Source organism: Haloferax marisrubri (genome assembly GCF_001469875.2).
Taxonomy (GTDB): domain Archaea; phylum Halobacteriota; class Halobacteria; order Halobacteriales; family Haloferacaceae; genus Haloferax; species Haloferax marisrubri.
Genome location: NZ_LOPW02000006.1, coordinates 19,609 through 33,316, shown reverse-complemented (window position 1 = coordinate 33,316; position 13,708 = coordinate 19,609). Strand labels below are relative to the sequence as shown.

15 protein-coding genes are annotated in these 13,708 nt (G+C 66.6%); 1 reads left to right on the top strand and 14 read right to left on the bottom strand.

Annotated features, from left to right (window positions below):
• Positions 1-67: 67 nt before the first annotated feature.
• The 3 genes from glmM to AUR65_RS06115 form a co-directional block, all read right to left on the bottom strand.
• Entirely contained in the window at positions 68-1,393 is a 1,326-nt protein-coding gene (glmM, locus tag AUR65_RS06125) for a phosphoglucosamine mutase (RefSeq protein WP_058566005.1), read from the bottom strand.
• Positions 1,394-1,576: 183 nt separating this feature from the next.
• A complete protein-coding gene (locus tag AUR65_RS06120; protein WP_058566004.1) occupies positions 1,577-1,891 on the bottom strand; it encodes a HalOD1 output domain-containing protein in 315 nt (104 codons plus the stop codon).
• A gap of 176 nt (positions 1,892-2,067) precedes the next feature.
• A complete protein-coding gene (locus tag AUR65_RS06115; protein WP_058566003.1) occupies positions 2,068-2,709 on the bottom strand; it encodes an NADPH-dependent F420 reductase in 642 nt (213 codons plus the stop codon).
• Between the two features lie 183 nt (positions 2,710-2,892).
• Here AUR65_RS06115 and AUR65_RS06110 point away from each other — a divergent pair, with 183 nt between their 5' ends.
• Positions 2,893-3,492: a hypothetical protein gene (locus AUR65_RS06110; RefSeq protein WP_058566002.1), complete on the top strand. Its 600-nt coding sequence runs from the start codon at positions 2,893-2,895 to the stop codon at positions 3,490-3,492.
• 3 nt (positions 3,493-3,495) lie between these two features.
• On the opposite strand, the gene AUR65_RS06105 is transcribed toward AUR65_RS06110, so the two are convergent.
• The 11 genes from AUR65_RS06105 to AUR65_RS06055 form a co-directional block, all read right to left on the bottom strand.
• Positions 3,496-4,806 carry an MFS transporter gene (locus AUR65_RS06105; protein WP_058566001.1) on the bottom strand — a complete coding sequence of 437 codons (1,311 nt, stop codon included), beginning with the start codon at positions 4,804-4,806 and terminating at the stop codon, positions 3,496-3,498.
• 48 nt (positions 4,807-4,854) lie between these two features.
• Positions 4,855-5,292: a chemotaxis protein CheW gene (locus AUR65_RS06100; RefSeq protein WP_058566000.1), complete on the bottom strand. Its 438-nt coding sequence runs from the start codon at positions 5,290-5,292 to the stop codon at positions 4,855-4,857.
• A complete protein-coding gene (locus tag AUR65_RS06095; RefSeq protein ID WP_058565999.1) occupies positions 5,293-6,336 on the bottom strand; it encodes a methyl-accepting chemotaxis protein in 1,044 nt (347 codons plus the stop codon).
• Between the two features lie 279 nt (positions 6,337-6,615).
• The gene (locus AUR65_RS06090; protein ID WP_058565998.1) at positions 6,616-7,602 is read right to left on the bottom strand and encodes a metal ABC transporter permease; all 987 of its coding nucleotides are present in this window, start codon (positions 7,600-7,602) and stop codon (positions 6,616-6,618) included.
• Complete coding sequence (locus AUR65_RS06085; protein ID WP_058565997.1) at positions 7,599-8,423, bottom strand: metal ABC transporter ATP-binding protein; 825 nt, start codon at positions 8,421-8,423, stop codon at positions 7,599-7,601. The genes AUR65_RS06090 and AUR65_RS06085 overlap by 4 nt, the downstream gene beginning before the upstream one ends.
• Complete coding sequence (locus AUR65_RS06080) at positions 8,420-9,529, bottom strand: metal ABC transporter substrate-binding protein (protein ID WP_058565996.1); 1,110 nt, start codon at positions 9,527-9,529, stop codon at positions 8,420-8,422. Before AUR65_RS06080 ends, AUR65_RS06085 begins: the two co-directional genes overlap by 4 nt.
• 171 nt (positions 9,530-9,700) lie before the next feature.
• Positions 9,701-10,375: a DUF2306 domain-containing protein gene (locus tag AUR65_RS06075; protein ID WP_058565995.1), complete on the bottom strand. Its 675-nt coding sequence runs from the start codon at positions 10,373-10,375 to the stop codon at positions 9,701-9,703.
• Between the two features lie 280 nt (positions 10,376-10,655).
• Complete coding sequence (locus tag AUR65_RS06070; protein WP_146047389.1) at positions 10,656-11,357, bottom strand: hypothetical protein; 702 nt, start codon at positions 11,355-11,357, stop codon at positions 10,656-10,658.
• 314 nt (positions 11,358-11,671) lie between these two features.
• Positions 11,672-11,878: a cold-shock protein gene (locus tag AUR65_RS06065; protein ID WP_004040969.1), complete on the bottom strand. Its 207-nt coding sequence runs from the start codon at positions 11,876-11,878 to the stop codon at positions 11,672-11,674.
• 154 nt (positions 11,879-12,032) lie between these two features.
• Entirely contained in the window at positions 12,033-12,626 is a 594-nt protein-coding gene (locus tag AUR65_RS06060; RefSeq protein WP_058565993.1) for a TetR/AcrR family transcriptional regulator, read from the bottom strand.
• A 75-nt stretch (positions 12,627-12,701) separates the two neighbouring features.
• Positions 12,702-13,619, bottom strand: coding sequence for a DMT family transporter (locus AUR65_RS06055; protein ID WP_058565992.1), 918 nt, complete (start codon positions 13,617-13,619; stop codon positions 12,702-12,704).
• Positions 13,620-13,708 lie beyond the last annotated feature (89 nt).

Genomic DNA, 13,708 nt, shown 5'->3' with positions numbered 1-13,708 from the left:
GAGGAGAGGAGAGGAGAGGAGAGGAGAGGAGAGGAGAGGAGAGGAGAGGACCGCGAAAACGAGCGGTTCAGGCGACGACGCGCGCGCCCTCGACGAGCGAGCGAACGTCCTCGAACAGGCGGTCGGCGTCGTCCTCGTCGCGGGCCTCCGCGGTGATGCGGACCAGCGGTTCGGTCCCGCTGGCGCGGACGAGGAACCAGCCGTCGTCGGTGTCGACGCGGATACCGTCGATGGTGTCGACCTCGTCGTACGTCGCGTGGATGTCGCGGGCGATGCGGTCCATCGCCTGGTGTTTGTCGTCGAACGAGAGGCTCGCGCGGCGGGTGGCGTACCCAGCCCCGCCGAGGTCGGCGACCTGTTCGGACAGCGGCGCGCCGCGGGCCACGAGGTCGGCGAGTTTGAGCGCCGCGTAGTGGCCGTCGGGGGCGAGCGTCTCGTCGGGCCAAATCCACGCGCCGGAGGGCTCGCCGCCGAAGACGTAGCCGGGTTCGGCGACGGCCTCCGCGACGTGCACGTCGCCGACCGGGGTGTAGGTGACGCGCCCGCCGACGGCCTCGACCACGTCCTGGACGAGGAGGCTCGTGTCGACGGGGACGGCGACGGCGTCGCCCGCGGAGATTGCGTCCCGCGCGAACAGCGCGAGGAGCGCGTCGCCGGGGACGTACGCGCCGGTCTCGTCGACCGCGACGAGTCGGTCGGCGTCGCCGTCGTGGGCGAGTCCCACGTCCACGTCGAGCGCGGGGACGGTCCGGCGGAGCGCGGTGAGCGTCTCGGCGTTCGGCTCGCTCTTTCGCGCGGGGAACCGGCCGTCCTGTTGGCCGTCGATAGTGTTGACCGTCGCGCCGAGTTCGTAGAGCGCGTCGACCGAGACGCGACCCGTGCCGTTGCCGAGGTCGAACGCGACGGACACGTCGTCGAGGTCGTCGAACGACGAGACGAGGTGATTCACGTGGCGAGCCGCGGCGTCGGGCCACTCGCGCTCCTCGCCGAGTTCGTCCCACGGCGCGAGCGAGACCTCGTCGCGGTTGAGCCGGTGGACGATGTCGCGCGTCTGGGCCTTGTCGAAGGCGCGGCCGCTCGGCGTCCAGAGCTTCAACCCGTTGTCGGAGGCGGGGTTGTGAGACGCGGTGATACCGATACCGGCGTCCGCGCCGGCCCAGCCGACCGCGCGAGCGACCGTCGGGGTCGAGGCGACGCCGAGTCGGACCACGTTCGCGCCGCACTCGCGGACGCCGGCGCTCACGGCGTCGGCGAGGACGTCACCGCTGAGTCGCGCGTCCTGCCCGACGACGACGGTGCAGGCGTCACAGCCGACCGCGCGGCCGATTCGAAGGGCGAGTTCGGCGGTCACGGTTCGGCCAACCGGACCTCTGATTCCACTCGTTCCGAACATACCGTGGGAGAGGATGACAGTACGTTTTGGTATGTTTCGCCTACTGTCACGAACGGGCGGTCAGGCGGCACCTACTGGGAGCGCGAACGAACCGCGGGGCCGGTGCATCGAACCGCGGGACTGCGTCGCCACTCGTCGGGACGAGTGAGCGGTAAGTGGTCGGCGATTAGGCGGTGAGTCGCCTCACTGGAGGGGCTGGGTGTCGCCGATGGGGACCACTTCGATAGAACCGAGCGCGTCGAGCGTCACGCGGTAGCCCGCGTAAGAAAAAGAGAGGAGTGCGTCTTCGGAACAGCCGAACACCGTTTCGAGGGCGTCGGGGTCGATAGTCTGTGCGAGCGGCGGGAGCTGCGTCGGGCGGACGCCCTCGATCGCCGCAATACTCAATACAACATTCGTACTCAGGAGTTCGGAAGAATCGCGGTCGACGCGGTATGACCCGGTCGACTCGTCGTACGTCACGCGCGAGTCCTTCCAGTCGTTCGTCTGTGCCATCATGGGTGCCTTAACAGGCGTCTGTGTGCGATGGTGGCCCTTAAATCCATGCTATTTGTGAACAGTTGTAATCCGTGAATGTCACGGAATCGTACGGGTACGGCCGTGGTACTCCGCGAGCGCAATCTGGTGTCGAGCATACACAATCAAAAACCGTGATAGTTACGCGGCGGCGACGGTCAGCCCTGCCGGGCACGAAGCGTTCGGACGGTCTCCCTCGCTTCTTCGACCGTGATTTCGCGCTTGTAGAGGGCCGAGCCGGGTTCCAGTAGTTCGCCGCCCGGAACGAGACCGCCGACGTCGATCGGGCCGAACCCGATATCGCGGATGAGGTCGGCGACGTGCGCTTTGGCGTCCGAGTCGTCGCCGGCGAGGAAGACCGCGAGGCGCTCGGACTCGGGGAGGTCGGGGTGTCCGAGGTCGCGGAGCGTCTCCCAGTAGATGGTGTTGAACGACTTGACCAGTTTCGCGTCCGGGAGCTGGGCCGCGACGAGTTCCGAGGAGGTGTCGTCGCCGAGGTCCATGACGTGGAAGTTCTCCGTGTAGGGGTTCATCGCGTCGACCACGATTTTCTCCGCGAAGTGGTCCGCGTCGGGCAGGGAGTCGCGCTCGCGGAACGGGATGGCGAGGAATACCACGTCCCCGAATCGAATCGCTTGCGTCGGTTCCACCGCGCGCAGTTGCGGGCCGAGCGTCTCCGAGAGGTCTGCGAGTGACTCGACTCCGCTGTCGTTGGCTATCGCCACCTGGTGGCCCTCCTCCACGAAGAGTTGAGCCAACGTCCCACCGAGGCGGCCAGCGCCGAGTATCCCAATATCCATGAACAAAGATGTATGTTAACAAAGTTGAATCTTTGTGTGGTCAGCGGGACCGCGAGTCGCCCTCCTAACTCGGGTTATCTTCATCGTAATGTGCCGCATAACCGCTTCAGACATTCTCTATCCCGGAATCTTCAGCCATTCAGTACAATCATAATTTAGTATATATGTGTCGTCGGGAGTGACATGAACAGACGAACATTCCTCGGCGGCGTCGGGGCGGGCGTGGTGCTCATCTCCGGTTGCCTCGGTGCTGAGGGTAACGCGCTCGACCCGGCGACCGACCAGAACGACGACTCGACCGGCGACGAACAGCCCGCGAGACAGGCGACCGACTCGCCCGAACCGACCCCCGAGCCGACGACTGAACAGCCCGCAGAACCGACACCCGAATCCGAGCCGACTCCCGAGTCCCCCGAGGACCGAATCGACTTCGAGCGCGAGGACGACGACCCCGAGGTCGTGGGCACGCTCCTGACGAAGGGGTCCGTGCCGGGCGTCATCGTCTCCTCCGACCTCCCGTACGCGAAGGCGTGGCAGAACTACGCCGAACACGACGAGGAGGCGGGGACCTACCGCGTCGGCCTCTCCGTGAACACCGCCTCGCGCATCGGCCGGCTGAGCGTCGTCGGTCGGGTGTACGACGCCGACGGCGACCTCGTCACCGAGGACACCGACGTGAGCAACAACGTCCCGGCGGACAAGAACGCGCTCATCCACCTCGTCTTCGAGGGCGACCTCGACGCGATGTACTACTTCGAGGTCGACCTCGTCGTCCCGAACTGAGCGTCAGGCCCCGCCCGCGTACGCCTCGAACTCTTTTCCGCGCAGGGCGAAGTAGACCACGCCGACCACGCCGACGAGCGACGCGACCGAGAACGCGAGCGTCGGGTCCCGCGCGTAGAGCCAGCCGCCGAGCGCCGCGCTCGGGATGACGATGGTGTTCCGCAGGAGGTAGTACGCGCCCGTCACCCGCCCGCCGGCGTTTCGCTCCGCCGGGCCGACGATGAGCGCCTTGTGCGCGGGGAGGCCGGCGAACCGGAGCCCGGAGAAGGCAAAGAGACCGACGACGACCCACTGGTTCGCCGGGGCGAAGATGAGGAGGACCGGGAATATCGCGTACACCGCGAACCCGAGGCCGACGACCGGCTTGAGCCCGGTCCGCTCGGCGAGTTTCGAGACGGGGAGCTTCGTCAGGAGTGCGACGACCATCTCCACGCCGAGGAGGACGCCGAAGAAGGCGTCGGGGCGGAGCGAGACGCCGAAGCCGGTGAAGCCGACTTGGAGGAACTCCGTGACGACGATGACGAAGAAGACGTACACCATCCCGTTGGCGAACCGGATGAGCGTGTCCGCGACGAGGAGCGGCCGAAGCGTCTCCGGGAGCGACCGGAGGTCGTCGCGAAGTTGGGCGAGCCCCTCGAACGACTTGCCCAGCGAGTCCCCACCCGCGTCGTAGAGGACGTGCTGAGCGACGGTGGCGACGATGCCGAACACCGCGGCCACGATGAGGACGTACCGGAAGCCCTCGACGAACGTCGCCGTCGCCGCCAACAGCGCGGCCGCGATGAGCGGCCCGAGGAGGAAGCCGATGCGGCGGAAAATCTCGGTGCTGGCGAAGCCCATCGCCAGTCGCCCGGGCGGGACGCTCTGCTTGACGATGGCGAACGTCGCGCCGAGGCCGAACGACTTCCACGCCTGCGTGAGAAAGAGCCCGACGAAAATCCAGAGCCACGGTTCGAGCGAGACGCCCGCGAGCGTCACCTCGGGGACCTGCGGGGCGACGAACCAGAAGAGAAAGCCCGCCGACGAGACGGTCCCGAACAGCGTGAGCGAGAGACGCGACCCGAGTCGGTCGGAGAGCGCGCCGCCCGGGTACGGGTACAGCGCCCCGATGAGGTTGCCGACGCTCCCGTAGAGGCCGACGACGGTCGCGCCGGCTCCGAGTACCCGGAGGTACTCCGGGACGTACCGCCCGGTCATCTGAAACGAGAGGCTGAACGCGAACATCGCCACCGAGAGGACGAGCACGTCGCGTTCGAGACCGATGAACTGCCGAAAGGAATCGAAGCTATCGACGGCGTCCCGACGTGTTTCCATCGTCCGAGTGGTTCGCGGGAGCGGCCAAGAAAGTACGGTGCGGTCGGCCTACTCGTCCAGCGGCGGATCGACCCAGACGACGAGACCGTCGTCGGTCCTGACGACGCCGCGGGTGAGTTCGTCGCCGAACGGCGCGTCGTCGACGGTCTCGGGGTCGATTTCCGTCACGCGGTCGACCTCGTCGACCAGCCAGCCGAACACGGTCGCGTCCTCGTCGGCGGCGTCGAAGACGACGACGCGGGAGGCGTCGGGGTTCGACCCCACGCCGAGGAGCGAGGCCGTGTCGACGAGCATCGTCGTCGCGCCCCGGTAGTCCATCGCGCCGACGACGTGCGGCGGCGAGTCCGGGAGCGACCGCGCGGGCTTGCGGTCGATGATCTCGGTGACGGCGTCGAGCACGACGCAGTAGCGCTCCTCGCCGATTTCGAACTCGAGGACCTGCGTCGGCTCCGCGAGCGCCGCGTCGGGCGCGTCCGTGAGCGACATCTACGCGCCCCGGGCGGAGAGCCCGCCTTCGGCCGCGTCGAGTTCGTCTTCGAGGTCGTCCACCTCGTCGTCGATGTGTCCGACGAGGAGTGCGACCTCCGAAATCTTCGCCGTCTGCTCTTCTGTGGCCGCGGCGACCTGGTCGATTTCGCCGGCGACCTCCTCTGCGCCCCGGGCGGTCTGGTCAACGAGGCTCGCCACCTCCTCGGTGCTTGCGGCCTGCTGGTCGGTCGCGCGGGCGACCTCCTCCGCGCCGGCGGCGGCCTCGCCGACCGCAGCGTCGATGTTCCGGAGGGCGGAGACGGCCGCGTCAACCTCCGAAATGCCGTCGTTGACCTCCTCGTTGGCCTCCTCGATGTTGCCGACGGTCGTCTCGGTCGTCTCTTGGATGTCGCCGACGACCGCCTCGATTTCGGAGACGCTGTCGCGAGACTGCTCCGCGAGGCTCTTGACCTCGTCGGCGACGACGGCGAAGCCGGCTCCCGCTTCACCGGCCCGCGCGGCCTCGATAGAGGCGTTGAGCGCGAGCAGGTTCGTCTGGTCGGCGATGTCGTTGATGACCTCGACGACGCTGTCTATCTGGTCGACCTTCGCGCGGAGGTCGGTGATTTCGTCGTACACGTCGGTGGTCACGTCGTCGACAGTCTCCATCGCGTCGGCGGCGTTGTCGGCGGAGCTTCGACCCTCGGCGGCGAGGTCGCGCGCCTGGTCGCTCATCGCCTTCGTCTGGTCGGCGCTGGAGGCGATCTGCTCGACGCTGGCGCTCAGGTTCGACACCTCGCCGGCGACCTCCTGCATGTTGGTCGACTGGTCGCCCGCGAGGTCGCTTATCTCCTGTGCGCTGACGGCCACGCTCTCGGAGGCGTGGGAGAGTTCGGCGACCGCCGTGCCGATTTCGTCGGTCGCGTCGTCCACGTCGTCCACGTCGTCGAGGACCTCGTCGGCCGCTGCGCCGGCGGCACCGGGACCGGAATACGCGTCGTGCTGTCGGGAGGCGGCCCCGTCTCCGGCGGCCGGTTCCCGTTCGTTTCGCTCGATTGCCATACGAACGAGTGTGGGAGTAAAGTGATAAGTATTCGCGAACAGTATCAATGTAGATAATCCCAGATTGCCGCTAATCGCCTCGAAACGCCCAAAAATAACGGATTCGCCGAAGGTATTGCAAGATAGATACTACACTACTGGCTCTGACAGAACCAGAAATCGTCGGTTCGTTTAAAAGTCACTTGTCCGGTCAAGGCCGCGGGTCGCGGTGGGGCTCTTTGGAGTCGCTCCGGAGTCGCCGCGGCCGGGGTTCGGTGGGAGGGCCGAAGCAGGGAGCGTTCAGGTCAGTCGGTGCCCGGCGGCGACGGCGACGAAGCCCGCGAGGGCGACGAGGACGATGGAGCCGCCGGCGGCGAGCCCGTAGAGGTACGCGACCGTGACGCCGGCGACGCCGGCGAGTTCGCCCGCGAGAACCCCATACAGGAGCGACTGCTTGAAGCTCCGGCCGAGCCGCGAGGCGGTGACGACCGGGACGACAAGCAGGGCCGCGACGAGGATGACGCCCATGATTCGCATCGCGCTGACGACGACGAACGCGGTGAGAATCGACAGGAGCGTGTTGACGGCGCGGACGTGGAGCCGCGACGCGCGGGCGGCGGTCTCGTCGAACGTGACGTACACGAGCGGACGGTAGGCGACCGCGACGGAGCCGACGACGACGAGACCCATCGAGACGAGGAGGCCCACGTCGGCCCGCGAGACGGTCGCCAACGAGCCGAACAGGTACTGGTTGATGCCGACCGAGATTCCGCCGCCGGTCAGCGAGATGAGCACGCTTCCGAGGGCGAAGCCGCCGGTCAGGACCATCGCCAGCGCGGCGTCGCTCCGGGCGTCGGTGTACTCGATGAGCGCCTGCACGACGAGCGCCGCGACGACGGCGACGACGAGCGCGCCGAGGAGCGGCGGGACCGCGAGCCCGAGCGTCGCGTCGAGGAAGAGCGCGAGCGCGACCCCGGCGAAGGCGGTGTGGGCGAGCGTGTCTCCGACCATCGAGAGGTCGCGGTAGACGAGGAACGACCCGACGAGCGGGCCGACGACGCCGATGCACAGCACCGAGAGGTACGCCCGCTGCATGTAGGGATAGCCGAGGAAGTCGAGGCCGGTGACGCCGGCGAGCCACGAGAACACCCCGCCGACGACCGCCGTCAAGAACCAGTCGAAAATCCCCGTGAACGCGTCGGCCACGAGGAGCGGCGCGAGAGAACCGGCCGCGGAGAAATCGACCGCGAGGAGGTTGGTCGCCGCGAGCGCGACGGGGTCGGTCACGACTCGTCCTCCGGTTCGTCGCGGGCGTCACTATGGGAGAGAGCGGGGTCGTGGTCGTGACCGTGGTCGTGGTGATGGCCGTGACCGTGGTCGTGGTCGAGCACGCGCTGGTTCGAGCCGTAGGCCGCGGCGAGCGCGTCGCTGTCGGCGAAGTCGTCGGTGTCGCCGTGGAAGTACAGCCGCTTGTTGAGACAGGCGATTCGGGACGCGCGGGCGGTGACGACGCCGATGTCGTGTTCGACGAGTACGACCGTCATTCCCTGTTCGTTCAGGTCGCCGAGGAGGTCGTAGAACGCCTCCCGGGACTCGGCGTCGAGGGCGACCGTCGGCTCGTCGAGCGCGAGCAGGTCGGCCTCGGCCGCGAGCGCGCGGGCGACGAACACCCGCTGGCGCTGCCCGCCGGAGAGCGCCCCGACCCGGCGGTCGGCGAGGTCCGCGATATCGACCCGGTCGAGCGCCGAGGCGACCGCCTCGCGGTCGTCGGCCGAAAAGCGACCGAACAGGTTCCGCGGGTATCGACCCATCCGGACGACCTCGCGGACGGTGACGGGCATGTCGCGGGCCGCGTCCGTCGCGTCCTGTGCGACGTAGGCGACGCGCTCGCCGTCAGAGAAGTCGTGGGCGGGCCGGTCGAACAGTCGCACCTCGCCGCGGGTCGGTCGGCGGAGACCGAGCATCAGCGTCAAGAGCGTGCTCTTTCCCGACCCGTTCGGGCCGACGAGCCCGAGGAACTCGCCTTCGGGGACGTCGAGCGAAACGCCGTCAACGACCGGGACGTCGCCGTACGAAAAGGTCACGTCGCTGAGCGAGACGGCCGTCATTGCGCGCCGAGCGCCGTCCGGAGCGACGGGAGGTTCACCTCGCGCATAATGTCCACGTACCCCCAGTCGTTTTCCTCCCACTCAGTCATTACGCCGGGAAGCGGCGTGAGCGGGAGCACGTCCTCGGCGTCCGTCTCGGAGACGAGTTGCTGTGCGGCGCGGTCGGACTCCAGCGGGTCGGCGAGGACGTGTCGGATGCCGTGTTCCTCGATGGTCGCCTGCGCTCGCTCGATGTCCCGCGGCGACGGCTCCTCGTCGGGCGAGATGCCGGTGAGCGCGACGATTTCGAGGTCGTAGCGGTCGGCGAGGTAGCCGTAGGCGTCGTGGCCGGCGACGAGAAGCACGTCGCGCTCGCGGTCGGCGAGGCCGTCTTCGAACGCCGCGTCGAGTTCCGAGAGCGTCTCGCGGTAGGACTCGGCGTTCGCGGCGTAGGCGTCGGCGTTCGCGGAATCGACCGACTGGAAGGCGTCGCGGAGCGTCTCGGTCGCGGTGGCGACCCGCGTGGGGTCCAGCCAGAAGTGCGGGTCGTGTTCACCGTGTTCCTCGTCGTGCTCCTCGGCGTGTTCGTCGTCGTGCTCGTCGTCGTGGTGTTCGGTCTCCTCGTGGTGCGTCTTGTTCGTGTGCGACTCCTCGTCGTGTTGTTCCGTCTCGTCCGCGTGGTCCGTCTCGTCGTGGGACTCGTCGTCGTGGACGTGACCGTCGGCACCGATTTCGTGGAGTTCCACGTCGGCGGAGGCGTCGACTTCGGCGACATCCGAGCCGTCCGCTTCGAGCGAGGTGCGGATGTCGTCGGCCCACGGCTGGAAGCCGGGCATCCCGTGGACGAACAGGTCGGATTCGAGCACCCGACCCTGCACGTCCGGACCGGGCTCCCAACCGTGGCCGTGCTGGCCGATGGGGACGAGCGTTTCGACGGACGCGGCGTCGCCAGCGACGTGTCGCGCCACGTCGCCGAAGACGAAAAAGGAAGCCGTCGCCGTCGTTTCCGAGTCGGCCGACGAGCCGGTCGAATCGGACGAGTCATCACCGCCGAGACAACCCGCGAGGCCGACGGCGGCGCTTCCGGCGACTGTCGCGAGGAACCTGCGTCGGGTCTTCGTTCGCATGTTATTAGAAAATTGCTTTGGTATAATAAGTGCTGTTATTTTGTAGTTCCAAATTATTATTCCGTGCTGGCGACGGATTCGCCGGTGAGCGCCGGCGCTCGCGGGGGCAAGCGGAGCGTCGATGAGAGAGGTGAGAAGACGACGAGGCGAGCGGTCGTCCGCGGGCCGAAGTCAGTCCGCGGTCGATGCGGCCGCGCCGGACGACCCGCGTTTGTACTTCCGGATGGCGACGAAGATGAGCGGCGTGCCGACGACGGTCGGCCAGAGCCACGCGGCGACGGTCGGAAGGAAATCGAAGTTGACCGACGAGAAGGCGGTGACGGTGGCGATGTAGCCGCCGCCCATGCGACCGATGTGCTCGAAGAACCACTCGCGCGGTTCGGCGCGCTCGCGGCGGAAAGCGGCGAGGTCGCGGACGCCGAAGCCGGCACCGGCCGCGCCGAACACGAGCATCACGGTGGCGAAGCTATCGCCGGCGAGGAACCGGGGCGCGCCCATGGCGAGGAGGCCGACGCCGGCGGCGGTGAGCAGGCCGACCGCGACCCAGTCGAGCGGTTCGGGCCTGTCGGCCGGGCGCTTCCGCGAGAGGACGCGATCGCCCGAGAAGACGAAGTAGTAGCTGAACACCGCGACGAGCGCGAGGAACGTCCGCCCGCGGGTCGGCGCGAGGGCGAACAGCGCGAGCGACGTGACCGCGACGACGGTCATCCCCGCGACGTAAATTCGCCCCGCCCGCCGGTGGCGACGACCGCCCTTCTCCGTGACTATCGCGCCGAAACCGGCGAACAGCGCCGCGAACCCGGCGAGGATGTGGACGCCGAGCGTCGCGTCCTCGACGAGCGTCATCGGGGAACCCCGGGAAGAGCGGGCGACTGGCGGGGTTCGACTCGGCTCTGCGGGGCGCGACTCGTGAGTGGACTCGGCATGGACTCGACTCGTTCGAGGAGCAACATAAACCTACTGAGTAAGCACTTACTTAGCGCATTAGGGAAATCGGCTCTGTTGAAATCCTTAGACTTTGACAGAATCCGCGCGACACAGACAGAGGGAGAGTTCAGCACGACTCTACTGTGCAATCCTACACATCAGTTGTACCACAGGCGGGTCGTGTGGCTACATTAGTGACTCATTCATCCAACGAACCATCGCTCGCCAAGAATTCCCTGACGACATCGAGGTCGTCACAGCCGCCGAACTGATTGTCACAAACATAGAGGAATACTCCTCCGTTGGAAAGTTCTTCAGCGTGTCCAGCGGGAATCGATAGCAGTCGCTCACGACCAATCAAGTCCGCAAGGCCAGCGTCGTAGAACGTGATTGCCTGCACAGGACGCTCAAAAAGGGCTCGCTCGTCAGTTGGAATCGACGGTTGGTTCTCGTTCGAGTACGACCCATAGACGAACCCCAGTCGGCTGAACAGGTCTCTCGCACAGTAAACGAACGCATCGTGGACTGCCTCGTTTGGGACGAAATTCTGGTGGGTTCGCATCTTGATTCTGGACTTGTTCTCGGGTGCTGGAACGACGCTAAGCGTGAAGGGCATGCCTCGTTCGGGCTCGAAGTCGAGTACAATGGTTAACGAAGTGGTCTCGGGGTCGAACTTGCGGTACTGTTCGATGATGTTGCCGAGGCATTCGGTACAGTCACTCTCACCCGACTCACTCCCCGTAATCTGTTCGTTGTCTTCACCGTGAGGAAGTATCATGTACCATCCAGATGCCGACTCAGTGTTGTAGCGTACACCGCGTGAGACGAGAAAAAAGAGTACGCGGCTTACAAGGGCTGCGTCTGGTGTGCGTTCGTGTATGAATTCGATCCTCCAGTGCATGCGGTTAGTCAAATAACATGTTCTCAATAGATATACTCTCCGCCGCATCGGCCACCAACAGCTCGATGCTGCATTCGCGCTCTCTATTCAGCACGGCCTCAACAAACTATCAGTGACTGATGATTTCAACAGAGCCGGAAAATCACGGTTAGACGGAGCACTCCTGAGTGCCGTGATTATGACCGAGAGAGACAGTCTACCTCTTCACGCGGAGCGAGTACAGGTGCAGAAACGGAGCGCATCGGCTCAGCGCGTGATAGTCTGAAAAATCGAGGTCGGCGTCTGCCGAGATAATCGGCAGTCGCGTCTCGGTGTTACTGCCGGACGACGTTCGCCGCGCGGGGGCCCTTGGGCGAGGACTCGATGTCGAACTCGACTTCGGTACCTTCGGTGAGGTCGTCGCCGCCGACGTCTTCCATGTGGAAGAACACGTCTTCGTCGTCGTCGAGGTCGCCGTCGTCAGTAGAGATGAAACCGTAGCCGCCAGTGTCGTTGAAGAAATCAACTTTGCCGTGTGCCATTACGAACAAATCGAGGGGAGCCCGACGGATAACACTTCTGAGAGTCAAGGTACCACGACCCTTCGACAGACGTTTGTCCACTCTAAGCGGCCGATTCGGCGGAAATGTGCCGGACGGGAAGGGGGTCAGCGAAAACAGCGGGCCGAGCCCGCGCTCACTCGACTAACAGCGAGTCGATGTACGCCGACAGCGACGCCCGGAGGTCGTCGCCGACGCCTTCCATCCCGAGCGCGAGGGCAAAGCCGGTGTAGCCGTCGGTCGCCGAGAGGACGAACGCGGCCGTTCCCTCGGGGTCGACCTCGCGGAAGACGCCCCGTTCGACGCCGTCGCGGACGATGTCGGCGATGACGCCGAGGGTGTGGCGCTCCATCCTGAGCAGCGGTTCGCGGAGCGTCTCGTTGTGCGGCGCGTGCGAGAGGAGTTCCATGACGGCGATGTTGACGCCGGCGGCGGCCGCGTCGTCCTCGTCGACGATGAGGATGTCGCAGACCGCTCGAAGTCGCTCTTCGGGCCCCTCGGCGTCGATTTCGTCGAGGCTCCGCGCGAGGTAGTCCTCGGAGGTTTCGAGGAACGCGACTATCATCTCGTCTTTCGAGTCGTAGTAGTAGTACAGCCCCGCCTCGCTCTTTTCGCTCTCCGCGGCCACCTTCTTCGTCGTCAGCCGAGCGTAGCCGTGCTTGGCGAGCGCCGCGCGGACCGCGTTCGCAATCTGTGCTTTCTGCTCGGGCGGCACGGAGTCGGCGGGCATGGTGAGTGAGTGTTCGCTCGCTCGACTACTTGTGTCCGTTGCTCCGCGGGCGAAACGCGGGACGCGACGACGGCCTCACTCCGCAGACCGACCGCGCGCACCCGCGAGCAACTCGCCGAGCGCCCGGCGCTTGATGAGCGCGAAGCCGGCGAAGATGGAGACGAAGCCGAGCGCGGTCACGGCGTCGATGAGTTGGCCGAGGAAGGCCCAACTGAGAAGCGTCGCGGAGACGGGTTCGAGGTAGCCGATGAGGTTTATCTGCGTCGGGCCGAACCGCCCGAGCAGTTCGAAGTAGATGAGGAACGCGCCCGCGCCGCTGACGACGGCGAGATAGAGCAGCGAGCCGACGGCGACGCCGGACCACTCGATGGCCGCGAGCGATTCGCCGGTGGCGACGCCCGCGACGGACAGGAGCGCGGCCCCGAACAGCATCGCCCACGCCTGGAGCGTCCGCGCCGGGATGTCCGACGAGAAGGGACGCGTCAGGACGGCACCGAGGGCGAAACACGCCGAGGCGACGAAGACGATGGCGACGCCGACCACGTCGCTGGAGAGGAGCGCGCTCGGGTCCGGTTGGGCGACGAGGCCGACCCCGAGGAAGCCGAAGCCGAACCCGAGGACGCCGAGCCCCGAGATGCGGTCGCCGAGGATGCCCGTCGCGAACAGCGCGGTCAGGACCGGCCCGAGGCTGATGACGATGGCCGCCACCGCGCCAGGGACGTGTTCCTGCCCGAGGTAGAGAAACGCGTGGTGCGCGCCGATGAGGAGGCCGCCGGAGACGCCGACGAGCGTCCAGTCGGTCCGGCTGTGCGGCCGCCAGTAGTCGGTCGAGACGGCGGCGTAGCCGAGGACGATGAGCCCCGCGAGGAAGAACCGAAGCGCCGCGAAGTGCAGCGGCGGGAAGTACGCGAGGCCGACCTCGATGGCGACGAACGAACTCCCCCAGAGGAGCCCCAGGAGTACGAACAGTCCGGCCGCGACCCGGCCGTTCACCGACACCACGCTCCGCTCGGCGGTCGGCGACGCGGCCGCGCCCGACTCGGCCGCTCCATCGGTGCCGTCGACCGTTCGGAGTCCGCCGA

Coding starts and splice junctions, on each gene's coding strand:
- AUR65_RS06100 (WP_058566000.1), bottom strand. CDS start 5,292: ATGTCGCTCACGGACGCGCCCGACGCGGCGCTCGCGGAGCCGACGCAG.
- AUR65_RS06110 (WP_058566002.1), top strand. CDS start 2,893: ATGAACAGACGAACATTCCTCGGCGGCGTCGGGGCGGGCGTGGTGCTC.
- AUR65_RS06080 (WP_058565996.1), bottom strand. CDS start 9,529: ATGCGAACGAAGACCCGACGCAGGTTCCTCGCGACAGTCGCCGGAAGC.
- AUR65_RS06065 (WP_004040969.1), bottom strand. CDS start 11,878: ATGGCACACGGCAAAGTTGATTTCTTCAACGACACTGGCGGCTACGGT.
- AUR65_RS06095 (WP_058565999.1), bottom strand. CDS start 6,336: ATGGCAATCGAGCGAAACGAACGGGAACCGGCCGCCGGAGACGGGGCC.
- AUR65_RS06115 (WP_058566003.1), bottom strand. CDS start 2,709: ATGGATATTGGGATACTCGGCGCTGGCCGCCTCGGTGGGACGTTGGCT.
- AUR65_RS06105 (WP_058566001.1), bottom strand. CDS start 4,806: ATGGAAACACGTCGGGACGCCGTCGATAGCTTCGATTCCTTTCGGCAG.
- AUR65_RS06075 (WP_058565995.1), bottom strand. CDS start 10,375: ATGACGCTCGTCGAGGACGCGACGCTCGGCGTCCACATCCTCGCCGGG.
- glmM (WP_058566005.1), bottom strand. CDS start 1,393: ATGTTCGGAACGAGTGGAATCAGAGGTCCGGTTGGCCGAACCGTGACC.
- AUR65_RS06070 (WP_146047389.1), bottom strand. CDS start 11,357: ATGCACTGGAGGATCGAATTCATACACGAACGCACACCAGACGCAGCC.
- AUR65_RS06085 (WP_058565997.1), bottom strand. CDS start 8,423: ATGACGGCCGTCTCGCTCAGCGACGTGACCTTTTCGTACGGCGACGTC.
- AUR65_RS06120 (WP_058566004.1), bottom strand. CDS start 1,891: ATGATGGCACAGACGAACGACTGGAAGGACTCGCGCGTGACGTACGAC.
- AUR65_RS06060 (WP_058565993.1), bottom strand. CDS start 12,626: ATGCCCGCCGACTCCGTGCCGCCCGAGCAGAAAGCACAGATTGCGAAC.